This is a genomic window from Acinetobacter gandensis (genome assembly GCF_001678755.1).
Taxonomy (GTDB): domain Bacteria; phylum Pseudomonadota; class Gammaproteobacteria; order Pseudomonadales; family Moraxellaceae; genus Acinetobacter; species Acinetobacter gandensis.
The window spans coordinates 231,638-254,282 of sequence record NZ_LZDS01000001.1 but is presented as its reverse complement, the minus strand read 5'-3'; the positions used below and the strand labels follow the sequence as shown (position 1 = coordinate 254,282).

Here is a 22,645-nt window from a genome sequence, read left to right as displayed (position 1 = left end):
CAATTCTATTCAATTTCGATTATGATTCTTACAATAGTTGTAGCTCAGACCCGAGTCAATTCATGCGAGAAATCATTCTTATATCATTTTTAGGACCTGACCAACCTAATCAATTTACACGATTAATGCAGGTTCTGTCCGCTCATTCCTTACAGATTTTAGATGTTGGACAAGCAGTCATCCATAATCAGCTGACTTTAGGTATTGTTGTTTCGTCGGAAGATCAGACTGCGACAGCATTAGCCATGAAGGAAATGTTGATTTTAGCACATGATATTGGCTTAACAGTGCGCTTTAAACCAATCTCTACAACAGAATATCAACAATGGGTAAATGAGGGAGGCCGTACACGCTATATTGTGACGGCACTTGCGCCAGAATTGCAGGCTTCTCATTTACAGGCAGTTACAAATATTGTGTCGAGCCAAGGCTTCAATATTGAAACTGTGACCCGTTTATCGGGTCGTCCTGAGTTAGAGGGAGCTGTTGAGGGGCCGAAACGTGCCTGTGTTCAGTTTGGTCTGAAAGGGCAAATGTTAGATGCAACCGCAATGCGTGCTGCTTGCTTACGTCTGTCTACTGAATTGGGCGTAGACGTAGCAGTTCAGGAAGACAATGCTTACCGTCGTAACCGCCGTTTGGTTTGTTTCGACATGGACTCTACCTTAATTGAGCAAGAAGTCATTGATGAACTTGCCATTGAAGCAGGCGTGGGTGCGCAAGTGGCTGAAATCACTGAGCGTGCAATGCAAGGTGAATTGGACTTCCAAGCCAGCTTCCGTGCACGTGTGGCGTTACTTAAAGGTATGGATGCATCTGTACTGCCAAAAATTGCTGAACGTCTAACCGTGACCGAAGGTGCTGAACGCTTAATTTCAACTTTGAAAGCATTGGGTTACCGCACCGCCATTTTGTCGGGTGGCTTCCAATATTTTGCTGAATATCTTCAAGCTAAACTCGGCATTGATGAAGTGCACGCCAATGTGCTTGATGTGCAAGATGGTGTGGTGACAGGTGAAGTAAAAGGCCACATTGTGGATGGTGCACGTAAAGCATATTTATTGACTCAAATTGCTGAGGAAATGGGAATTTCACTGGAGCAAGCCATTGCTGTGGGTGATGGTGCCAATGACTTACCAATGTTGTCATTGGCAGGTCTTGGCGTGGCGTTCCGTGCTAAGCCATTGGTACGCCAAAATGCCAATCAAGCCATTTCAAGTGTTGGCTTAGATGGGGTGCTTTACCTATTAGGTGTACATGATAAAGATTTAAACCGTGCTTAAATAAGTTTGGTTTGACATTTTAAACGCAGCATTCTTGCTGCGTTTTTTTATGCCAATTCAAGTCGCTGTCCGATGAGTGGTAAATAAAAATTGTTGATAAAAACAACGATTAACAGCATTCGAAAAATTAATTTATTTAGGCAAAAAAGCATGGTTTTTTTTGTAATGACACGCGAGACGAGATGTCATCATTGTTCCAGAAATTATCTAAAAAGAAAAAATGTAATGACAAAATAATGTTGCGACAAGGTGTGTCGCAAGGACAAAAATACAGACTTTTTTTATGCAAAAAACTCAGCATAATGCTTGCAAGAGATTGAGATCGACCAAATCTATTTACTGAATACACAGTAGTGAGACAGGTCAGCATCCTGTCACAACAAGAGATGTCACCTGTCACATGACGGAGGTTTTTATGTTAACAGCGAATTTAGCAACCATCGTTGGCCTGAGCTTGGTATCGGCTGCTGTGATTGCTGTTTTCTTCTCGCCTTATCGTCGCTGGTTGGGTTTTATGCTAGCGGGGATGCTGGTGTGGGGGCTGATTGAAGTGATTCGTTATGGCACACAAACCATGTTCGAATTGCCTGTGACCTATAGTTATTTAACAGCGCTAATGGCAGCTATGGTGGTCTTCACTTTGGTGTTATTACGTGAAGATCGTCGTGCTGAACGCGCATTAGCAAAACGCCAATGTATTGAACATACACCGGTCTATGATGAAGAACAGCAGTGTTCTAGTCGTTAATTTTAAAAATAAAAACAAAATGCGCCCAAGGGCGCATTTTTTATGAACTCATCAGTGAGTATAGAGATACAAAGGCTTACTTCTGAAAACCGAAGTTATGGTAGGATGAAGCCAGTCAATTTTCCAACAATTACAATAGGCTTCAAGTCATGAAACTATCATCCATTCCTGTCGTAAAACTTCCTTTGGTTGATGTCAGTACAGATCCATTAGACTTACTCGTGGCAGGTCTGGCTCTTCGTATGAAACAGTTAGCACGTACTAGCCCAAAATTTATTGAATTGGTGCATGAACGTCAGTTCCGTATACAAATTGGTACGGACTTGGGGCTAGCACGTCAAATTATTGTAAATAATGGTCAGATTGATACGGTTGCTGGTGATGCGGAAAAAGCTGATTTCGTTTTACAGTTTGCAGACAGTGAGCAGGGTGTGAAAACGCTAATGAAAGGCGATCCAACTGCATTTATGACAGGTATGCAAAATGGCAGTATTAAAATGGAAGGTGATTTTGGCCTATTGGTTTGGTTTAACCAAGTTGCCAAATTGATTCCACCTAAGCTGCCAAAACCAGTGAAAGAAAAAATCAAACTGGCACGTGCATTTATTAAAGAGAAAACCGGTAAATAAATTTAATTTTCATTGAAATTTAACGCTTTTTTGGTAAGAATACCTCCGCTTTTTAGGGGGTATTTTTATGAAAAAATTAATTACATCGGGTTTAATTGCCGCATCATTAACAATGACAGGTTGCGCAAGCATTATTTCGGGGTCAACTCAAACTTTAACGTTTAAGTCAGTGCCAGATGAAGCATCGATTTCGATTACAAATAAAGCTGGAGAAAAAGTACATACTGGCATCACACCTGCACTGTTACTTTAAAACGTGGCACTGGATACTTTAAACCTGCAGCTTATGATGTGACATTTAAAAAAGATGGCTATCAAACAAAGACTGTACAGGTAACAGGAACGGTAAATGGTTGGTATGTCGCTAATATTATTTTTGGCGGACTTATCGGTTTGTTAATTGTTGATCCAGCAACGGGTGCAATGTATACATTGAATCCGTCTGATGTAAATGCGGTATTAGATGCGAATCAAACAACTGCTGCACAGAAAAATGAGCAATCATTAACAGTTATGCTTGTGAAAGATATTCCAGTAGATATGATGCAACGCGCAAAATTAATTACAACGCTGTAAAAGCTGAGATTTAATTTAAGTAATAAAAAAGCCCTCAACTGAGGGCTTTTTTATTACTTCGTTTTTATTCAATTTCTAAATTAAAAGTGACCGGCCCATCATTAACTAAATGTACTTTCATATCCGCTGCAAAAATGCCTGTCTGTACATTTTTAAATTGTGATTTTGCATAGTCGACCAATTGTTCATAGAGGGCTTTTGCTTCGCTTGGCGGCATAGCTGGGCCAAAATCAGGACGTAAACCTTTTTGCGTCTGTGCCATGAGCGTAAATTGAGAAACCAATAACAAGCCACCATCTGCTTGGCTAACATTCCATCCCATTTTGCCTTGTTCATCATCAAAAAAACGATATTTCAAAATCTTATCAATCAGCTTTTTGCCTTTCTCAAAATTATCATCTTTACCAAGTCCCAAAAAAACCAAAATACCGTGATTGATTTCACCGGTCACTTGACCATCGACCACGACTTTGGCTTCAAGAACTCGTTGTAACAAGGCACGCATATATAGGTCCAAATAGTTCAGATAAAGAGGACAATGATTGTAGCAAAGCTCAGCTTTTGTTTAATCAGAACTGATGTTTTTTTGATCTTAATTAATTGAAAAATAAATGGTTAATATTTAATAATCTGAATATACGATTGAAATAATAAATATTATCTGTTTTGTCTCTATAAAGAATATCCGTATCTTTAGCGGTGCAGGAAAGGTATTTAATTTAGAGAGATAGACCATGTTTAAGCGTTCTTTGCTGGTTGCAATGCTTGCAACAGCTACAGCTGCGACTCAAGCTGCGGCGTTAACTAAAGACAACGGTGCACCTGTAGGTGACAACCAAAACTCAATTACAGCAGGTCCTAACGGTTCTGTATTGCTTCAAGATGTGCAATTAGTACAAAAATTACAGCGTTTTGGTCGTGAGCGTATTCCTGAGCGTGTTGTACACGCACGTGGTACAGGTGCTTACGGTGAGTTTGTAGCAACTAAAGATTTATCTGATCTAACAGTAGCTTCATTGTTCAAAGCAGGGACTAAAACTCCTGTATTCCTACGTTTCTCTACAGTAATTCACGGTAAACATTCGCCAGAAACTCTACGTGACCCGCACGGTTTCGCGATCAAGTTCTACACTCAAGAAGGTAACTGGGATTTAGTGGGTAACCAAACTCCAGTATTCTTCATCCGTGATGCAATCAAATTCCCTGACTTCATTCACGCAATGAAGCCAAGCCCAATTGACAACGTTCAAGACGCGAACCGCGTATTTGACTTTTTGTCTAGCCAACCATGGGCAACCAACATGTTGACTTATGTGTATGGTAACCTAGGTGTTCCAACTAGCTACCGTGAGCAAGATGGTTTCGGTGTACACGCATTCAAACTGCACAACGATAAAGGCGAATACAAATACGTGAAGTTCAACTTCCGCTCTAAACAAGGCGTGAAAGGTCTGAACGTTAAAGAAGCGGGTGAGTTACAAGGTAAAGACTTCAACCACTTGACTAACGATTTGTACAAAAACATCAACGCGGGTAACTTCCCTAAATGGGATCTTTACATCCAAGTTATGGATCCTAAAGACCTTGGTAAGTTTGACTTCGATCCACTAGATCCAACTAAAATCTGGCCAACTAACCTAGTTCCAGAAACTAAAGTGGGTACGTTGACACTTAACCGTATGCCGAAAAACTTCTTCCAAGAAACGGAACAAGTGGCATTGGCTCCAGGTAACTTAGTACCAGGTATCGAGCCATCAGAAGACCGTCTATTACAAGGTCGTATCTTCTCTTACTCAGATACTCAAATGTACCGTTTGGGTGCGAACCACCAACAAATTCCTGTAAACCGTCCAGTGGTTAATGTGAACAACAACAACCAAGATGGCTACATGAACGTTGGCGGTACTTCATCTAACGTGAACTACGAACCAAGCCGTATTGAGCCAAAACCTGCGACTGCTAAAGCACGTGCGGTAGAAACTCCACTTTCTGGCACAGTTCAACAACGTGCTGTGAAAGAGCAAAACTTCAAGCAAGCGGGTGAACTTTACCGTTCATACACTGCTAAAGAAAAAGACAACTTAATCATGAATTTAGCGGCTGACTTAGGCAACGTTAAAGATTCAGAAACGAAACACATCATGTTGTCTTACTTCTACAAAGCAGATGCTGACTACGGTACACGTATGACAAAGGCTGTAAACGGTAACATCGCGACTGTTAAAGCGAAAGCAGCTCAATTGAAAGACTAATTTCGATTCGTCAATCAAATCGGTGACTAGGGTATAGGAGTCACCACCGAGAAGTCCTGTAAAACTCAAATCCTTTCCTGCAACCCTAGGGGAGTTTTACAGGCACTCTTTTCTGAATGTTTTTTCAAAACCGTTGTTTTACACCTTTGTAATTTTGATTCTTGTTGGAGTTCATCATGAAAGCTTTGAAGCACGCAATACTTATGAGTCTTTTTGCAGCGAGTACCGCATTCGCAACGGCTACAGTTGCTGCAGATATCTCCCCGACTCAGGCGTCTGAAAGTCATCAGGTGGCCTCACAACAAGAATTAATCAATTTATTCTTTGCGGCTGCGAAAACAGGCAATCAAGAAGTGATAGATGAGTTCTTAAAAAATGGCTTTCCTGTGGATGTACGTAATGGCTCAGGCTTCACACCCTTGATGATGGCGACTTACTATGGTCACCAACCTATTGTGACGACATTGTTAGCCTATGGAGCAGATCGCTGCGCACGTGACAATAAAGGCAACACTGCGCTGATGGGTGCAATGTTTAAACTGGAGTGGGCGATTGCCAAACAATTGCGCCAAGTTGACTGTGATATGAATGCGCAACAAACTGGGCAGAAAACAGCAGAGCAGTTTGCACGTGAGTTTGGTCAGGAAGAGAAATATCAGCAATTATTGAAAAAATAACCGCAAAATAAGTTTTTCATCCTGCTGAAAAATGCTGAAAAAGCCGATGATTTGAGTGAATTAATACTGAATTCAACCAAATCAATCGGCTTTTTTCAAATAAAGTATGCTTTAATGCAATGAGTTGATAAAAACTGAAAGTCTTTATGTCTCCAATCATTCACTCTTTATTAGACACAGATCTATATAAATTCACCATGCTTCAGGTGGTGTTGCACAAATTTCCTCAAACCCACAGCGTTTATCATTTCCGTTGCCGTAATTTGGACGACACAGTTTATCCGCTGGTTGAGATTTTGGATGATTTGAACAGCCAACTCGACATGCTTTGCCAGTTAAAATTCAAAGAAGATGAACTGACTTATTTACGTAGCTTACGTTTTATTAAAAGTGACTTTGTTGATTATCTCGAATTATTCCAATTAAAACGCCGTTTTATTAAAGCGGGTATTGATGATGAAGGTCGCCTCGATATTTGGGTAGAAGGCCCAATGGTTCAAGCGATGATGTTCGAAATCTTTGTTTTAGCCATCGTCAATGAACTATATTTCCAACGTATTCGTACACCTGAAGTTTTAGCCGAAGGTGAGCGCCGTTTACAGCATAAAATTGCCTTACTGAAACAGTATGAAGCACAGCAAAATCCAAACGATCCACCATTCTTGGTGTCTGATTTTGGTACGCGTCGTCGTTATAGTTATGCATGGCAAAAGCATGTAATTGAAGAATTTAATCAGGCTTCGCCGTATATTTTCCGTGGTACCAGTAATGTTCTGATTGCCAAAGACTTGAACATTACTCCAATTGGTACCATGGCGCATGAGTTCCTACAAGCGTTCCAAGCGCTTGATGTTCGTCTACGTAACTTCCAAAAGTCTGCGCTAGAAACATGGGTACAGGAATACCGCGGTGATTTAGGTATTGCCTTGACCGATGTGGTTGGAATGGATGCATTCTTACGTGATTTTGACCTGTACTTTGCCAAATTGTTTGATGGTTTACGCCATGATAGTGGTGACCCATATGAATGGGGTGACAAAGCATATGCACACTATAAAAAGCTTAAAATTGACAGTAAAACCAAAATGCTGACTTTCAGTGATGGCTTGAACATTGAAAAAGCTTGGGATTTACACAATTACTTTAAAGACCGTTTCCAAGTGAGTTTTGGTATTGGCACCAACTTGACCAATGATATGGGGCAAACTGCACTGAATATCGTGTTGAAGTTGGTTGAATGTAATGGTCAATCTGTGGCAAAAATTTCCGACAGTCCGGGTAAAACCATGACGGATAACGACACCTTCTTGGCTTATTTACGTCAGGTTTTTGACATCTCTGAAGTGAGCGCTTAAGCACAGTTTTAGATAAAACTTAAAAAGCCGAATCAATGATTCGGCTTTTTTATATCTAAAATATTGCTAAAGGAATGCAAAAATTCAGAATAATAGTGAAAATGACTTATGCTAAGATCAAATTCAATCGGGCAAAGTACAACACGAAAACGATGACTGCATCTACATTTAATTTTGGTCTGCTGATTGAAGCAGAAGATTTAGTGCCTCATTTGGGCAACGAAAAACTACGGATTATTGACCTCAGTCGTCGTTCGGTGTATGACCAATTACATATCCCGCATGCCTTACATGTACAACCTAAACTATTGGTACGCCAAGATGAACAAGCGATGGGGCTATTGCCTGATCAGGCCGGTTTAGAACAGCTGATTGCTTACCTGAATATCACACCAGAACATCATGTGGTGGTGTATGACGATGAAGGGGGGGCATGGGCAGGGCGTTTAATTTGGAACTTACATTGCCTCGGTTTTGAAAATACCAGTTTACTGAACGGTGGTATTCATGCGTGGTTAGGTGCGGGCTTGCCAACCTCATCAGACGTTGAGCAGTTTGCACCAGTATCTCCATTGGTGACTGTCGATGTGCAAGCACGTGAACAGTACCAAACGACTTACGAGACGCTGCTGGAACAGGTACAGCAGCAACAGGTACAAGTATGGGATTGCCGTACCGAAGATGAATATACCGGACTACGTTTAGCCGCGCGACGCGGCGGTCACATTCCAGGTGCACGTCATTTCGAATGGAGTACTGCCCTAAACCGACAAAATCATTTAAAATTGCATCCTTTAGAACGCACACAACAACGCTTAGAACAATTGGGATTCAATTTAAACGAACCTGTCGTGGTGTACTGTCAGTCTCATCATCGTTCAGGCTTGGCTTATATATTGGGACGTTTACTCGGTTGGAACATTCAAGCTTATGATGGTGCGTGGAGCGAGTGGGGCAACCGACTCGATAGTCCTGTGATCACCGGAGAGTTGCCGTCTTGAGCCTTACATCTCAGTTAAAAAAACAAATTTTTATTCAAGCACAGCGTGTTGTTCCACAGCATAAATTATCACGTATTGTCGGTAAGCTTGCAGCAAGTGAAAATCCTGTAGTGAAAAATGCCGTAATTACTGCATTTAAAGCGCAGTATGGCATCGATATGTCGATTGCTGAACAAAGCAATGCCTTAAAATTTAAGTCATTCAATGAGTTTTTCACGCGCTCTTTAAAAGAGGGTGTACGTGAAATTGACAGCAATGCCAATAGTGTTGTTTCACCCGCAGATGGTGCAATTTCTCAATTAGGCAAAATTGAAAATGGTGATGTGTTTCAGGCCAAAGGTCAGAAATTTACGGTTGAAAATTTGATTGCAGATCCACAATTGGCTGAACCCTTTAAAAATGGTCAATTTGCAACTGTGTATCTATCACCAAAAGATTATCACCGCGTACATATGCCATTTGCAGGGACCTTAACTGAAACTCTATATGTGCCAGGTGAGTTGTTCTCAGTGAACCAAACCACTGCGGAAAACATTCAGGGTTTATTTGCGCGCAATGAGCGTATGGTTTGCTTATTTGATACTGAAGTCGGTCGTATGGCTGTGGTACTCGTGGGCGCGATGATCGTTGCAGGGATTGAAACTGTTGCAACAGGGAAGGTAAAGCCAACAGGTCGCTTAGAGTTAAATCAACACGATTTATTCTTGGAAAAAGGTGCCGAACTTGGTCGTTTCTACTTGGGTTCAACTGCTGTGGTTTTATTTGAAGAAAATAAAATGCAGTGGGATGCGGCTTTCAAAGCCAATTCAACGGTGGTAATGGGTGAGGCTTTAGGGCATACCTTGTAAGATAAATATTTCTATTTCTTTTGAGAGGGTTAGGACGAAGGTATTCGAGACCTTTCCATTGAAAAGCAGTGCCCCTCTCCGAATAGGTAGGAAACACAAGAGATAAAAAAAGCGCCATTTGGCGCTTTTTTAATTCAGTCACTTAGCGTTTTACGACAATGGAGTCGATGCTGCTATGACGTAAAGTCTGTTGTGCAATCACAGCGGCTTCTTGTGAATCATAAGGGCCAGACACGACACGGTACCAAATTTTACCGTTTTCATTACTTTGAATCACATCGGCTGATAAACCGTTCAAAATAATTTCAGCACGTCGTGCATCGGCTTGATCAGGATCATCATAACTGCGCACTTGCAGAATATAACTTGCAGCAACAGGCGCAGTTTCTGTGGCTTCTATTCCAGGCTCTGTGGTTTCAACTGGCTTTTGTTCTGGTGCATCAACAATCACCACCGTTTCTTTATTTTCGGTTTCTGGAACAGCTTGTTCAGGAATTGGCGTCACTTGTTGCTGAGGCAACAGGTCGTAGAAACGATAGTCTTTATTGGTTTCTTCCTGATAATGTTCAGACGTAATTTGACCTTTTGGCTTCACAGGCTCCCAAGGTTTCCAAAGCATGAGCGCAACTAAGAAACTCAACACGATTAAAATGATGACAAGTGTACCTAGCCATGCTGGAATCAATGGTTTTTTAGGCTTATTTGGCCGATCAGATACACCGCGCTGCGTTTTTCCAAACACGTGGAAACCTCATTTAATTTTAATTGTCACGAACCACTTTGGGGCAGCCCAAAGTAGCAAGTCTTGATTGTTATATATTACATGAGTGTCATCAGGAATTTGTTTAATTTTCACAATTTCAGCACAGCCAAGATGACACGGACATATTGCTGAATATAAACGAAATACAGGCTCATTTCGAGCCTGTATTGAAAAGGATTCTTTTTAGCACAATGCAATTGATGACGCTTAAACCCATGCGCTGTGTTTGTGCATGGGCGATCCCGATGAATTCTATTGTGTTCGCAACATGAATGGTTGCTTACATGCTTTCAGGAGCACTCACACCGAGTAATTCAAGACCGTTGCGCAGTACTTGTTGCACGTTAACAGAAAGTAATAGGCGCGCTTGTGTTAATTCAGCATCATCACCCAATACTTTATTTTCGTTGTACCAACCGTGGAACAGCGCAGCAAGTTCTTTTAAGTAGTTACCCACTTGGTGTGGTTCATAGCTGTTTGCAGCACGAACGACAATTTCAGGATAAGCAGCAAGTTTAGCCAATACTTCTGTTTCAGCTTCAAGCTCAAGTTTTGCAGCGAACTGGCGAGCATTTTCAGCAGAGAATTGAACATTGGTTGCCACTGCTTTTTCTAACATACGACAGATACGTGCATGCGCATATTGAATGTAGTACACCGCATTGTCTTTACTTTGTGACACAGCTAGGTCTAAGTCGAAGTCAATGTGTTGTTCTGATTTACGCATCACGTAGTAGAAACGAGCAGCATCGTTACCGACTTCTTTACGAAGGTCACGTAAAGTTACGAACTGACCTGAACGTGATGACATTTGTACCATCTCGCCGCCACGCCACAAGCTCACGAACTGAACTAATAGTACAGTTAATTTTTTAGAGTCATAACCTAGCGCATCAATGGCTGCTTTTACACGTGCGATATAACCGTGGTGGTCAGAACCCCAAATATCGATGATATCCGTATAGCCACGTTGTAATTTATTCAGGTGATATGCGATGTCTGAGGCAAAATAAGTGGTTTGACCGTTACGACGTTTAACAACACGGTCTTTTTCATCGCCAAATTCAGTCGATTTAAACCAAATGTTGCCATCCTTTTCATAAAGGAAGCCACGTTGATCCAGCATTTGTAATGCTTCATCAATTTTTTCAGTCAATGTTGCTTCGCTGAACCATTGGTTGAAGGTCACACCAAACTCACCAAGGTCATCTTTAATATCATCAAGAATGGCTTTCAGCGCAGCTTGATGGAATACACGGTAGCCTGCAGCCAAATGGTTTTGAGAATTATGAATCAAACCATCAATATGCTTTTCTTTGTCGCCAGAAAGCACCACTTTGTTGCCTTCGGCATCAAGCTCAGCTGCATATTGAACGTCTTCTGGTACATCTTTATAGATGTCCGCAACTGGACGTACATGTGCATCGCCGTCTTGATCAATAATGCTTTGCGCGATTTCTTTAACGTAGTCGCCTTGGTATGCATTTTTAGGGAATACCAATTCCTGACCCGTTAATTCTAAATAACGTAAATAGGTTGAAGTCGCCAAAATATCCATTTGACGGCCAGCATCGTTTACATAATATTCACGGTCAACTTTAGCACCCGTTGCTTCAAGTAGATTAGCAACCGTCATACCGTATGCTGCGCCACGACCATGACCCACGTGTAGGCTAGAAGTTGGGTTTGCAGAAACGAATTCAACTTGAACGCGTTTTTCAGCATTGGCTTGGGTACGACCGAATTGATCTTTCTGAGCCTGAATTTGGTCTAACACAGCAAAGCGTTGGTCTGCATTCAAAAAGAAATTGATAAAGCCAGGACCTGCAATTTCTGCTTTGCTGATATCTGCGACTTCAGGAAGATTTGCGAGAATTTTTTCGGCTAAATCGCGTGGCTTCATACCCGCAGCTTTAGAGGCAATCATAGCAATGTTCGACGCAAAGTCACCATGGCTTCGGTCTTTAGTTCGAGTCAAATTGCTTGAGTTGTTCCAGTCAGATGGGAGTACACCTTCAGCTTGAAGGGATTGCACTGCATGATCGAGCGCTGCTTGTATTGCCGTATTCATAATCAGTCGAAAAATAAACGTCGCAGAAAAACGTTAAATATAGCAAATTTCACACCCTTTAGGTGAATGCATTTTATGTGAAGAAAAAATATTCGATAAAAGTCGGGGATTGCTTATATCGAAAAATACCGATATAAGTGAATTTCAAGCATAAAGCTTCCATGTGAGGTGAGAGGGCATGCAACACGAAACCCCTAAAATATTTGGTAATGTTCCCAAGCTCTCAGCGCGTTGGGCATTGATTATTGTGCCTTTTATTCTTTCTTGTCTGATGAGCGGCATTATTTCATTTATTAATATGCTGCGCAATTTGGGGTGGTTTGAGGGCTTTTTGGCCTTATGGTTTCACAATTGGATGATTTCTTGGGCCATCGCTTTTCCTATTGTGGTGACCCTCCTGCCATTTGTGCGTAAATTTACGGGTCTTTGGGTAGATATGTCAGGGCAAATTCCCCCTAAGAAATAGCAACCCAATTGATTGAATGGCTAAGCCTGAAGTACATATGCGAGGCTTAGCTGAGTTGCATTGAAGGACTGTGGTATTAAGACTTTTTTGCGGATTAAAGCGTGTCACGACAGCTAACGGCTTTGGTGAGTAATTCAGCTTTATTATTTTGAAAAGTATAAAGCTTAGAAGCATTAAATATCTTGATGACTTTGGCTTGTCCGATGGCAGTTTTAAAGCTCTGAAATTTAGTACTATTGCTGATGTCGAAAGGATTGCCGTAATTTTTATTGTCGAGTAAGAATTGAATTTGTCCGCTGTTGCTGTCATGGGCTTTTAAAATTACTTGTCCCTCTGCGTTGGTGAGGTTGAAGGTTGGACGTTGATTGGCAACTTTACAGTTGAGTTTAAGACTTAAGGTAAATTGATCAGTCGATTTATTTTTAAGTGTTGATGTGCCTTGTTGATCATTTTCAATCAGTACCCACTGATTTTTTGGCATGGTGTTGAGCAAAGTTTCCAGCTGTTGTTGCGTAGTTTTACTGATATCCACCGTACCTTTTTTATCAATTTCAGGCATTTTTTCTTTACCAAACATGCCCATGACTTTGTCACTGACTTGATTACTGGTTTTAGAAATGGTTTGGCAACCAATCAAGCTACTAAAAATTACAATACAAGTGAGGGCTGAAAGGGGACGAAGGGACATAGCTTTTATTGTTCTAATACATGTAGGAAGCTTAATTCTAGCGGTTCTCAGTAGAAAGCTCAAATTGACGGAGAACCACGTTTACCTTGTAGGTGTGTTTTATCCGAGAGGTAACCATTCCACACAGGCACGAATAATCCCTAGTGCTAAACCGATGAAGCCACCCACCACAACACCGTTTACACGGATCATGTGCAAGTCACCACCAACTTCATTTTCAATTTTATCAATCATTTCACGTGAATCCCATTCGTGGATGCGTTCACTGATAAAACGGATGACTTTTTCGCTGTATTGATCTGATAAATTGACCGCAATATCGCTCATTTTTTCATTCAATAACTGACGTACCGCCACATTGGAAATGATATTTTCCCCGACTTGTTGAATCGCGACTCTTAAATTTTGTGCAATACCTGAGTCCGGCTTTTGCAGATCAGATTTAATCGCATCACATAAAATCACAACAGCGCCGCTTAAAAAGTTAAGCATTTGTGGGCTGTCTAATAAAGCGTCCTTGGTGCTATTCAAGCGTTGGCTGGCCACACTTTGATTGTCTGCCAACTCATGCATGAGTTGCTGTGCCATTTCTTCAATTTTTCGACGCCAAGGATGTTCTGGATCGGCCAACATAGATTCGACACGGCTCACCAATGAATCAATGGTGCGTTGTTGTACATCAATGCCAATCCAACTCGCCCCTTTAGCTAACTTCCATACCCCAAGTTCTTTAAACAATTGGCGTGAAAGGTCACGGGTTTGTTCTGGATGCTGTGTGACCCAATCATGGGCTAAATCGAGCCCACGCTGTAACACATCTTGATGGAAATCATTTTCTAAAACAGCACGTAACATCTCACTGGCCAAATGATTGACCTGAGTATTTCGTACCCATTGCACACTGTTGTTTTGAATAAAACGACCAATTTGCTCTTGACCGACAAATTCAAAAATTTTCGGTACAGTTTGCTGAATGACTTGGGTCACTTGAGCATTGTTGTGCGGGTTGGCCAGCCATTTCCCGACAGCTAAAGATAGATCTGTTTCACTTAAACTTTTTTGAACCACTTGAGGAGATAGAAAGTTTTCTTGAACGAAACGTCCCATAGATTCAGCAATTCGGGCTTTGTTACGTGGAATAATTTCGGTGTGATCACGTAAAAATTTAGGAATTGGAATCCGACCAAATGGATTACGAAACAGTACCGTAATGGCATACCAGTCCGCTAAACCACCGACCACACCAGCCTCAGCTGAAAGCATTAAAATATGAATCAGCCAAACATAGTCAGGTAAAAGCTTGGCTGCGATCATCAACGCAATCCACGCGAGCACTGCGACCACTAATGCAATCGTAGCGAAGCGTTTACTGCGTTGTAGACTCGGCGAAACGTTTGGCTGGTCTGTTGGCGTCATCAATATTTAAGTCTCTTCAGTCTGATTATTTTTGTGTTGGCGTAGTTGTAACAGGCAAAGGATGTCCTTGGCTGTCTAGACCATATTTAGCACCGAGCGATTGCAAAATCAAACGGGCATCAAAAGCATCTTGTGGTGCTTTGGCGCGATCTTTATAGCAGGTGATACTGTAGGACACTTGGGTTGGGTCTAACGTCACCACTTGTGGTACATCATAGAACGGTGTTGGCCAAAATCCGGGGTGGCGACGGTAATAACCATAAGGATAAGGCATCGGGTCAGGATAAATTACCGCTTGTCTTGGCGGTTTTTGACTACGGTTACTTGGGTCATCCATCACTTTAAAATATTGGAAACCATTTTGTAGTGTGGTTTGCGCAGCTTTGACCAAAGTAATTTCTTCTGCTGTGCCATAGCTCATATTGGGGCGAGCTTGAAAGCTAATACGGTAGCTTTGCGCATTTAATGGTGTCGCAGAATATTGACCGAGTTGTTCAAAGGTCAAAGGTTTTGATGGGGTTGTGGCACAGCCAGTCAAACCGAGTGCTGTGGTTAAGGCTGCGGCAATGATCATTTTATTCATGTTCATCTCCTGATATCGGTTCATCGCAAAGGGAGAAACTAAGGCGAAAAGCCGAGCGTTAAAAACTTGAATTGGGTTGGGTTAAAAATTCCAATTCTTCGGTGGTTGAGTTACGCCCCAACACGGCATTGCGATGAGGGTGACGTCCAAAACGATCAATAATCACTTTATGTTTTTTTTCAAAATCTAAATTAATTGGATTGCCTAGCTTCTCAAATAATTCTAACGCGCTTTGGTGAATTTTTGCGGATTCACTGTGCATAAAAGGCATATATAAAAATGAGCGCTGCTCCGGTGTTAAATGTTCATCTAGTCCTAAACTAATTGTTTCCTGTGCCAGTGCTAAAGCCAATGCATCTTGGGCAAAAGCAAGCGGAGAATCACGGTATAAATTTCGAGAAAATTGGTCGAGAACGATAATTTCAGCCAAACGTCCTTCAGCATTGTTACGCCATGACCAAAGCTCTGCTTGAGCAGCTTGTTGATGCAGTGCTTTAAACTTTTTTTCGATTAAAACATCAAAATTATTGCTTTTGGCGAACCAGTTCGGGTGGTTCTCCGCTGCAAACCAAAAATCGAGAATATCTTGATAATTCATAAGTTTTACACATAGTTTGTATTTATTTGTTCATAAAATCACAAATTTAAAATGTCATATAGAGTTAGTTTGTGATAAAAAATTGCCAAAAATAAAATCTAGGTTTGTACTTTAACTATACAGCGCGTCAGAAGCTGTCTACAAATCGCGTTATACTGATATAAACTGATGATTTTATTTTAGTAGTTTCTTCCATTAAGCGAGATAGCAATGAGTCAACCCGAATCGACCTCTCAAGATATTTTACCGACTTGGGTGGATTCTTCGCTGATTAAAGGGATGTTGCGCGGCATTGAACGTGAAAGCCTGCGCATGCAAAGCAATGGGTTTTTGTCGCAAGCAGATCACCCGAAAGCCTTGGGTTCGGCATTGACGCATCCGCATATTACGACAGACTATTCTGAAGCCTTAATGGAGTTTATTACTCCGCCAAAAGAAACAATTTCAGAAGCGTTAAACTATCTGAAAGATATTCATGCCGTCACCCATGCGCATTTGGAAAATGGCGAAAAGTTATGGCCACTTTCTATGCCATGTATGCTGGATAAAGAAGAAGACAGCATTCGTTTGGCACAATATGGTACATCCAATATTGGGCGTTTTAAAACCCTGTATCGCCGTGGCTTAGGGGTGCGCTATGGCCGCCGCATGCAAACCATTTCAGGGGTTCATTACAATCTTTCATTCCCTGATCATTTCTTCGAAGCTTTGCAAAAGCATGAAACGGATGACAACTTAAAAGCACTAAGTTTGCAGGATTATCGTAGCCATCGTTATTTTGCTTTGATTCGTAACTTTATTCGTCTAACGCCATTGGTTATGTTCTTGGTGGGGGCGAGTCCATCTGTGTGTAAATGCTTTATGACAGGGCGTGACCACCAATTGCTGCCTTTGATGAAAGGCACGTTATTTTTACCATATTCCACTGCTCTACGTATGGGCAATTTCGGCTATCAAAATTCTGCTCAAAAGCAACTCGGTATCCACTACAACGATATTCAAGGTTATTTAGAAGGTCTACAAAAAGCGGTACATACCCCGTATGCGGCCTTTAGTCATTTAGGTCTAAATGATGAGCAAGGCGAACCGATTCAGATTAATGACCATGTGCTACAAATAGAAAATGAGTACTACAGTTTAGTCCGTCCTAAACAAGTGCCTGAAGCGGGTGAAACGCCATCAGAAGCGCTGCAAAATCGTGGTGTGGGCTATGTTGAATTGCGTGCGGTCGATGTGAACCCGTACAGCCCAATTGGTATTGATGAACATACTGCAGGCTTGCTAGAAGTGGTTGCTTTATATTGTTTATTGCAAGACAGCCCGGCTTTATTGGATGCTGAACAAAACGAAATTGAACTCAATCAAGCTGAAGTGGTGAACCGTGGTCGTGCGCCGAATGCTGCAATTTTGCAAAATGGTCAATCAATTGCGATTGAAGAATGGTGCCAACAGTATTTGAGCCAGTTACAGCCATTGGCTCAATTGCTTGATGATTCATACAATACAGATATTTACAGCAAGGCCATGCATGTGATGCAATCACGCATCGATGAAGTTGATGAAACCTTGTCCGCTCGTATGATTGAAGATACCTTAGAACATGGGGGCACATGGAGCTTTGGTAGCTTTATGGCGCAGCAACATGCAGATGTGTATGAACAACATCAATTAAGTGCTGAAACAGCCGCATATTTTGCTGAAGCAGCTGAACAGTCTTTGCAAAAACAAGCGCAGCTTGAGCAAGACAGCAGCATCAGCTTTGAAGAATATTTGAAAAATTTTAGATAATAATGAAGAGGATGTACCATGAAATGGAGTTTTCGCTTCGTCAATGGTTTGTTGTTTGTTGCTAGCGTTATTGGGATGTCATTTGCACTGTTCTTGGAGCATGTGCAAGGCTTAGAACCTTGTCCGCTTTGTGTTTTTCAACGTGTGGGACTGATTGGGTTAGGGATCATTTCTTTGATTGCTTTCTTACATAACCCAGCGTCAAACTTTGGCAAGCGTATTTATGCGTTATTGGGAAGCCTCTCTATTTTATGGTCAGCTGGTGTTGCAGCCCGTCATATTTGGCTGCAAAACTTACCACCGGATAAAGTACCAAGCTGTGGGCCGGGATTGGACTATTGGGTTGAAACCTTACCGATGAAGGCTGTGTTCGAACAAGTGCTGACTGGTTCAGGTGAATGTGCCAAAGTGGATTGGACCTTCTTGGGGCAGTCACTACCAGTATGGTCATTTGTATTCTTTGCTGTGTTGGCCTTAATCAGTTTGTGGCAGTTATTGCGTAAATATCAAACGGCACCTGTGAAACGTCTACGCGATAAATACTAATTTTTCGCTGCATAAAAAGCCCTCATCTGAGGGCTTTTTTATATTTAGCATTAAGTAAGTGCAATACCTTCCAAACTTTCTAAATCCAACATAAATTCATGAATTTGATCAAAGGCTTTATCTTCACTATTAGGATAGAACCAATGCACAATTTGTTCCGCCACCAGCGGGTGATATTGAATTTCAAAGTGATTAAGGCCATAAAAAATAGCTTTATGCGAGTCAGGTACTTTTAATTGGTAGCGTGGGTTTGGGTGTTCCCCTAAAGCACTTTTAACACTGACAAGATAGTCGCCAATCACATGTCGGGTTTTATTACGACGGTGCTCAAACTCAATGGTACCTGCCACCAGATAGGTATTGATATGTGATGGAATCGGGGCAGGCTTACGGTTATCGTCCATGTCACCAATGCGGGCATCATTGTGTTCCCAATCATCATCACGAACACTGCCATGGCGCAGGTCTAGAATTCCATTACTACGAATATTCACGATGTGACCAATAATTTTAACCAGCGGGAATCGGCCCAATTTATCTTGAATATTAAAGCCAAAGCGTTCCAGTACCGCACCGTGATGTGGTGAACCAAGGCAAACCAAATTTTCCACCTGATGGATCCATTGATACATGTTTTGTTTGCCATAGAACAACGCACTTCGTGACACTAAACCGCCCATACTGTGCCCGATCAAATCAATACTGGTAATACCTGGATTACGACGTACCAAATCTTCCATCGTATTGGCAAGACTGCGACCATTGGTGGAAATGCGACGTCCAGTGTTGTAGTTCAAATACAGCATGGTGTTGTGGTCACGCTGGGAGAGTAATTTTTCGCCAATACCACCATATTTATTGGTCGACCACTCCAAATGATTCATACATAAACCATGTACCAATAAGGTAACGCGTCCAGTTAGTTCACCCTTTTGGACAGCACCATAATGATCATATACCACCATAGGCAATGCCATCGGATTATGATATTTCAATAAATAATCACCCAGTACCCCGTTCAATGCACCGACTAGAAAATGCAAAGAGGGTGTGAGCGCTTTATCATGTAAGCGTGGGAATTTTTCAATAATGCTACGTAAAGTAGGCGCAAGCAGATAATTGCCGTAATTGAAAAAGGTGTTATAAGAAAATTCATAAATACGAGCAATGGTTGGCTGTTTATGAAAGGCTTTCGAGCCTTGTTCACTCATGCCAAAAATGCTGATTAATATTTCACGCTGAATGTTTTTGATTAAGTCATGCACTACATCGCTAAAACGCATTGTGACCAACTGTGCCAAGCCTTCCAATACATCAGCTTGGCTGGGCGGTGTGCGGTCCCATTTACAATAGGTTTCATGTAATGGTGTTAAGCTAGGCATCGTTTTCCTATCCTTACATTCAGACCCTCTTTCTAACTTTTATTTTTGGCGAAAAAGGGTGGTGTCTCATTGTTTATTTTATAAATTCTCACGAACAACTTTTACAATACCGAGAACAGTCATCTCAGTGAAAGCTTTTTGTCAGACAATTTTATTAAAAATACAATTTAATAAAATGTGATGTGATTCTCACTTATAAAACACTTTGCATTGAATTTAAAGACTAGTTTTAGGACGAAATGATGAACGTAATTTATCTGCATGGCTTTCAAAGTAGTGCAAATTCAATCAAAGGTCAGTTATTAAGGGACTTTTGTCGAGGTTTTCCCGACACAGAGGTACATTTGCCCGACTTGAATGCGCCACCGCAGCAGGTCATGGATCAGATGTCGAGATTGATTGAAACTTTGGATGATGTTGCACTGGTCGGCAGCAGTTTAGGCGGCTTCTATGCCACACAGTTAGTGGCGAAGTATCACGTGCCTGCTGTGTTGATTAATCCCGCGGTACGTCCTTGGCAGTTATTTCGTGATTTATTTAGTGAAACGGCTTTGCCTTATGTGGTAACTGACAGTTGGACACTTAATGATGCGCAATTGACAGAAATGCAGCACCTAGCTGTTTGTCACATTGCTCATGCAGAACAGCTTTTGGTTTTATTGCAGCAAGGGGATGAAACTTTGGACTATCTGCATGCACAGCAATTTTACAGTGCTGAACAGGCGGGCTGTGCAATGGTGATGACCGAAATCGGTGGCAATCATGGGATGGATAACTTTGCAGAAAAAATACCCATGCTCTTGCAGTTTTTGGCAGATGCTGTAAAAAATAAGCGGGCATAAGAAAAGCGAAAATCAGTCTAATCATACAAAAAAGCAGCTTTACGACATGAATTGACGCATAAATTGACTAAGAAAATGGCGGCTGATACCAAGAGATATGCAATTTACTAAAAAAGCATATACTGTAGCGCTCGAAGAAATGTTTTAACCAAAAAGCAGGGAATTTTGCAACGTGACGCAATATACGGCTCAATCACTTGAAGTTTTATCTGGCCTGGATCCGGTACGTCGCCGTCCGGGTATGTATACAGACACTACACGACCGAACCATTTGGCACAGGAAGTGATAGATAACTCCGTCGATGAAGCGCTTGCAGGTCATGCCAACAAAATTACTGTGACGGTTTATAAAGATGGTTCTTTGTCGGTAGAAGACAATGGACGCGGTATGCCTGTTGATATTCACCCTGAATATGGACAAAGCGGGATTGAAATTATTCTGACCAAATTACATGCCGGTGGTAAGTTCAGTACCGATAACTACCAATTCTCCGGTGGTTTACACGGTGTGGGTATTTCGGTGGTGAACGCTCTGTCAGACCGTGTTGAAGTAGAAGTTCAGCGTCAAGGCAATTTATACAAAATGGCCTTTGAACATGGCGTTCCAGTGGCACCGCTTGAGGTGTTGGAAGGTAAATGTGCTAAGCGTGCAACGGGTACTACCGTGCATTTTTGGCCCGAAGCCAAATATTTTGATTCGCCTAAATTTGCTCTGAAAGCCTTAAAGCACAACTTAAAAGCCAAGGCTGTTTTGGCGGCAGGCTTGCAGATTATTTATATCGATCAAATCAACAACGAAAAGATCGAATGGCAGTTTGAAAATGGTCTGGTCGACTATTTGATGGATGAGCTGCAAGACCGTGACATCGTGCCTGTACCTGCATTTGTGGCAACTGGGGAAGCTGAACGTGCCAGTGCTGAATTTGCCATTTGCTGGAACGTTGAAGGCGGCGAACAGATTCAAGAAAGTTATGTCAATTTGATTCCAACTGCGCAAGGCGGTACGCATGTGAATGGTTTACGTTCAGGTGTGACAGATGCGATTCGTGAGTTCTGTGAATTACGCAACTTGTTGCCGCGCAATATGAAATTGTCAGCTGAAGATGTTTGGGATGGCGTGAATTTTATTTTGTCACTGAAATTCCAAGAGCCGCAATTTTCAGGGCAAACCAAAGAACGCCTGTCCAGCCGTGAAGCATCAGGTATCGTGTTGAATATTGCCAAAGACGCTTTTGCATTATGGCTCAACCAAAATTCTGACATTGCTATGCAGCTAGCAGAAATGGTGATTGCCAAAGCAGGTCGTCGTTTAAAAGCAGCGAAAAAAGTCGAACGTAAGAAAATCGTTTCCGGCCCAGCTTTGCCGGGTAAACTGGCTGACTGTGTGGGGCATACCTTAGAAGAATCTGAACTGTTTATTGTGGAAGGGGATTCAGCGGGCGGTTCTGCGAAGCAAGCGCGTGACAAGAATTTCCAAGCGATTATGCCGATTCGCGGAAAGATTTTAAATACGTGGGAAGTGTCTTCAGACGAAGTTTTGGCATCGCAAGAGGTGCACGACATTGCGATTGCGATTGGTGTTGATCCGGGTAGTGATGACTTATCTGAATTACGTTATGGCAAAATTTGTATTTTGGCCGATGCCGATTCAGACGGTCTACATATTGCGACGTTGCTTTGTGCTTTGTTCGTTAAACACTTCCCAACTTTGGTGGAAGAAGGGCATTTGTTTGTGGCAATGCCACCACTATTCCGTATTGATGATAATAAAGATGTTCATTACGCGCTGGATGAGGAAGAATTAAATAGTATTTTGAAAAAATGCAAAACCAAAAATCCACAAATTACTCGATTCAAAGGTTTGGGTGAGATGAACGCCAGTCAATTGCGTGAAACCACTATGGATCCAGATACCCGTCGCTTGGTGCAGCTTGATTTAGATGACGCCCATTTTACAGCAGGGTTACTGGATAAACTCCTTGCGAAAAAACGTTCTTCTGACCGTAAACATTGGTTAGAGCAAAAAGGTAATTTGGCTGATTTGGCGGTTTAAACTGAAATTTCAGCAAAAGAAAAAAAGCCCGCATACGCGGGCTTTTTTGTGGCTGACGATGAATTTTTGAACAAAAACTG

Annotated in this window: 21 protein-coding genes and 2 pseudogenes; 14 read left to right on the top strand and 9 right to left on the bottom strand. The window is 41.7% G+C overall.

Annotation, left to right across the window (positions count from 1 at the left end):
- The first annotated feature begins 62 nt into the window (after positions 1–62).
- The 4 genes and pseudogenes from serB (at position 63) to A9J31_RS01180 (ending at position 3,236) form a co-directional block, all read left to right on the top strand.
- The gene (gene serB, locus A9J31_RS01195; protein WP_067761716.1) at positions 63–1,283 is read left to right on the top strand and encodes a phosphoserine phosphatase SerB; all 1,221 of its coding nucleotides are present in this window, start codon (positions 63–65) and stop codon (positions 1,281–1,283) included.
- A gap of 415 nt (positions 1,284–1,698) precedes the next feature.
- The gene (gene aciT / locus A9J31_RS01190) at positions 1,699–2,031 is read left to right on the top strand and encodes a ciprofloxacin tolerance protein AciT (protein ID WP_067761836.1); all 333 of its coding nucleotides are present in this window, start codon (positions 1,699–1,701) and stop codon (positions 2,029–2,031) included.
- 149 nt (positions 2,032–2,180) lie between these two features.
- On the top strand, positions 2,181–2,660 hold the full coding sequence (locus tag A9J31_RS01185) for an SCP2 sterol-binding domain-containing protein (protein WP_067761713.1): 480 nt from the start codon (positions 2,181–2,183) through the stop codon (positions 2,658–2,660).
- A gap of 67 nt (positions 2,661–2,727) precedes the next feature.
- A pseudogene (locus tag A9J31_RS01180) lies at positions 2,728–3,236 on the top strand (hypothetical protein).
- Between the two features lie 64 nt (positions 3,237–3,300).
- Here the strand turns inward: A9J31_RS01180 and dtd are convergent.
- A complete protein-coding gene (gene dtd / locus A9J31_RS01175) occupies positions 3,301–3,741 on the bottom strand; it encodes a D-aminoacyl-tRNA deacylase (RefSeq protein ID WP_067761711.1) in 441 nt (146 codons plus the stop codon).
- A gap of 229 nt (positions 3,742–3,970) precedes the next feature.
- On the opposite strand from dtd, the gene A9J31_RS01170 reads away from it, so the two are divergent.
- The 5 genes from A9J31_RS01170 (at position 3,971) to asd (ending at position 9,369) form a co-directional block, all read left to right on the top strand.
- Positions 3,971–5,488, top strand: a complete 1,518-nt coding sequence (locus tag A9J31_RS01170) for a catalase (RefSeq protein WP_067761709.1) — start codon at positions 3,971–3,973, stop codon at positions 5,486–5,488.
- A 176-nt stretch (positions 5,489–5,664) separates the two neighbouring features.
- Positions 5,665–6,165, top strand: coding sequence for an ankyrin repeat domain-containing protein (locus tag A9J31_RS01165; protein ID WP_067761707.1), 501 nt, complete (start codon positions 5,665–5,667; stop codon positions 6,163–6,165).
- A 146-nt stretch (positions 6,166–6,311) separates the two neighbouring features.
- Positions 6,312–7,520, top strand: a complete 1,209-nt coding sequence (gene pncB / locus A9J31_RS01160) for a nicotinate phosphoribosyltransferase (RefSeq protein WP_067761704.1) — start codon at positions 6,312–6,314, stop codon at positions 7,518–7,520.
- A gap of 152 nt (positions 7,521–7,672) precedes the next feature.
- Positions 7,673–8,521 (top strand): sulfurtransferase, encoded by an 849-nt coding sequence (locus A9J31_RS01155; protein WP_067761834.1) that lies wholly within the window; start codon positions 7,673–7,675, stop codon positions 8,519–8,521.
- Positions 8,518–9,369 (top strand): archaetidylserine decarboxylase, encoded by an 852-nt coding sequence (gene asd / locus A9J31_RS01150; protein ID WP_067761702.1) that lies wholly within the window; start codon positions 8,518–8,520, stop codon positions 9,367–9,369. The genes A9J31_RS01155 and asd overlap by 4 nt, the downstream gene beginning before the upstream one ends.
- Before the next feature lie 142 nt (positions 9,370–9,511).
- Here asd and A9J31_RS01145 read toward each other — a convergent pair whose 3' ends face one another.
- Entirely contained in the window at positions 9,512–10,111 is a 600-nt protein-coding gene (locus tag A9J31_RS01145; RefSeq protein WP_067761700.1) for an SPOR domain-containing protein, read from the bottom strand.
- 301 nt (positions 10,112–10,412) lie between these two features.
- Positions 10,413–12,203 carry an arginine--tRNA ligase gene (argS, locus tag A9J31_RS01140; RefSeq protein WP_067761698.1) on the bottom strand — a complete coding sequence of 597 codons (1,791 nt, stop codon included), beginning with the start codon at positions 12,201–12,203 and terminating at the stop codon, positions 10,413–10,415.
- A 178-nt stretch (positions 12,204–12,381) separates the two neighbouring features.
- Between argS and A9J31_RS01135 the strand changes: the two genes are divergently transcribed.
- Positions 12,382–12,669, top strand: coding sequence for a DUF2798 domain-containing protein (locus A9J31_RS01135; RefSeq protein WP_067761696.1), 288 nt, complete (start codon positions 12,382–12,384; stop codon positions 12,667–12,669).
- Between the two features lie 94 nt (positions 12,670–12,763).
- Here the strand turns inward: A9J31_RS01135 and A9J31_RS01130 are convergent, their stop codons facing one another.
- From A9J31_RS01130 to A9J31_RS01115, 5 genes and pseudogenes are all read right to left on the bottom strand, one after another.
- Positions 12,764–13,357 (bottom strand): hypothetical protein, encoded by a 594-nt coding sequence (locus tag A9J31_RS01130; protein WP_067761694.1) that lies wholly within the window; start codon positions 13,355–13,357, stop codon positions 12,764–12,766.
- 37 nt (positions 13,358–13,394) lie between these two features.
- A pseudogene (locus A9J31_RS15945) lies at positions 13,395–13,496 on the bottom strand (hypothetical protein); the annotation flags it as partial.
- Positions 13,457–14,773: a DUF445 domain-containing protein gene (locus A9J31_RS01125; protein ID WP_067761692.1), complete on the bottom strand. Its 1,317-nt coding sequence runs from the start codon at positions 14,771–14,773 to the stop codon at positions 13,457–13,459. The gene A9J31_RS01125 and the pseudogene A9J31_RS15945, both read right to left, overlap by 40 nt.
- Before the next feature lie 25 nt (positions 14,774–14,798).
- Positions 14,799–15,356: a CC0125/CC1285 family lipoprotein gene (locus tag A9J31_RS01120; RefSeq protein WP_067761690.1), complete on the bottom strand. Its 558-nt coding sequence runs from the start codon at positions 15,354–15,356 to the stop codon at positions 14,799–14,801.
- Positions 15,357–15,414: 58 nt separating this feature from the next.
- Positions 15,415–15,954, bottom strand: a complete 540-nt coding sequence (locus tag A9J31_RS01115; RefSeq protein ID WP_067761688.1) for a DUF924 family protein — start codon at positions 15,952–15,954, stop codon at positions 15,415–15,417.
- Positions 15,955–16,164: 210 nt separating this feature from the next.
- Between A9J31_RS01115 and gshA the strand changes: the two genes are divergently transcribed.
- Together gshA and A9J31_RS01105 are read left to right on the top strand one after the other, a co-directional pair.
- Entirely contained in the window at positions 16,165–17,742 is a 1,578-nt protein-coding gene (gene gshA, locus A9J31_RS01110) for a glutamate--cysteine ligase (protein ID WP_067761686.1), read from the top strand.
- 18 nt (positions 17,743–17,760) lie between these two features.
- Entirely contained in the window at positions 17,761–18,288 is a 528-nt protein-coding gene (locus A9J31_RS01105; protein WP_067761684.1) for a disulfide bond formation protein B, read from the top strand.
- A 50-nt stretch (positions 18,289–18,338) separates the two neighbouring features.
- Here A9J31_RS01105 and A9J31_RS01100 read toward each other — a convergent pair whose 3' ends face one another.
- Complete coding sequence (locus A9J31_RS01100) at positions 18,339–19,670, bottom strand: PGAP1-like alpha/beta domain-containing protein (protein WP_067761682.1); 1,332 nt, start codon at positions 19,668–19,670, stop codon at positions 18,339–18,341.
- A gap of 242 nt (positions 19,671–19,912) precedes the next feature.
- Here A9J31_RS01100 and A9J31_RS01095 point away from each other — a divergent pair, with 242 nt between their 5' ends.
- The gene (locus A9J31_RS01095) at positions 19,913–20,512 is read left to right on the top strand and encodes a YqiA/YcfP family alpha/beta fold hydrolase (RefSeq protein ID WP_067761680.1); all 600 of its coding nucleotides are present in this window, start codon (positions 19,913–19,915) and stop codon (positions 20,510–20,512) included.
- Between the two features lie 172 nt (positions 20,513–20,684).
- Positions 20,685–22,565, top strand: a complete 1,881-nt coding sequence (gene parE, locus A9J31_RS01090) for a DNA topoisomerase IV subunit B (protein WP_067761678.1) — start codon at positions 20,685–20,687, stop codon at positions 22,563–22,565.
- The last annotated feature ends 80 nt before the right edge of the window (positions 22,566–22,645 follow it).

Bases quoted from the DNA above. Each gene is read 5' to 3' on its own strand.
- serB (WP_067761716.1), top strand. From the start codon at position 63: ATGCGAGAAATCATTCTTATATCATTTTTAGGACCTGACCAACCTAAT.
- aciT (WP_067761836.1), top strand. From the start codon at position 1,699: ATGTTAACAGCGAATTTAGCAACCATCGTTGGCCTGAGCTTGGTATCG.
- A9J31_RS01185 (WP_067761713.1), top strand. From the start codon at position 2,181: ATGAAACTATCATCCATTCCTGTCGTAAAACTTCCTTTGGTTGATGTC.
- dtd (WP_067761711.1), bottom strand. From the start codon at position 3,741: ATGCGTGCCTTGTTACAACGAGTTCTTGAAGCCAAAGTCGTGGTCGAT.
- A9J31_RS01170 (WP_067761709.1), top strand. From the start codon at position 3,971: ATGTTTAAGCGTTCTTTGCTGGTTGCAATGCTTGCAACAGCTACAGCT.
- A9J31_RS01165 (WP_067761707.1), top strand. From the start codon at position 5,665: ATGAAAGCTTTGAAGCACGCAATACTTATGAGTCTTTTTGCAGCGAGT.
- pncB (WP_067761704.1), top strand. From the start codon at position 6,312: ATGTCTCCAATCATTCACTCTTTATTAGACACAGATCTATATAAATTC.
- A9J31_RS01155 (WP_067761834.1), top strand. From the start codon at position 7,673: ATGACTGCATCTACATTTAATTTTGGTCTGCTGATTGAAGCAGAAGAT.
- argS (WP_067761698.1), bottom strand. From the start codon at position 12,203: ATGAATACGGCAATACAAGCAGCGCTCGATCATGCAGTGCAATCCCTT.
- A9J31_RS01135 (WP_067761696.1), top strand. From the start codon at position 12,382: ATGCAACACGAAACCCCTAAAATATTTGGTAATGTTCCCAAGCTCTCA.
- A9J31_RS01130 (WP_067761694.1), bottom strand. From the start codon at position 13,357: ATGTCCCTTCGTCCCCTTTCAGCCCTCACTTGTATTGTAATTTTTAGT.
- A9J31_RS01125 (WP_067761692.1), bottom strand. From the start codon at position 14,773: ATGACGCCAACAGACCAGCCAAACGTTTCGCCGAGTCTACAACGCAGT.
- A9J31_RS01120 (WP_067761690.1), bottom strand. From the start codon at position 15,356: ATGAATAAAATGATCATTGCCGCAGCCTTAACCACAGCACTCGGTTTG.
- A9J31_RS01115 (WP_067761688.1), bottom strand. From the start codon at position 15,954: ATGAATTATCAAGATATTCTCGATTTTTGGTTTGCAGCGGAGAACCAC.
- gshA (WP_067761686.1), top strand. From the start codon at position 16,165: ATGAGTCAACCCGAATCGACCTCTCAAGATATTTTACCGACTTGGGTG.
- A9J31_RS01105 (WP_067761684.1), top strand. From the start codon at position 17,761: ATGAAATGGAGTTTTCGCTTCGTCAATGGTTTGTTGTTTGTTGCTAGC.
- A9J31_RS01100 (WP_067761682.1), bottom strand. From the start codon at position 19,670: ATGCCTAGCTTAACACCATTACATGAAACCTATTGTAAATGGGACCGC.
- A9J31_RS01095 (WP_067761680.1), top strand. From the start codon at position 19,913: ATGAACGTAATTTATCTGCATGGCTTTCAAAGTAGTGCAAATTCAATC.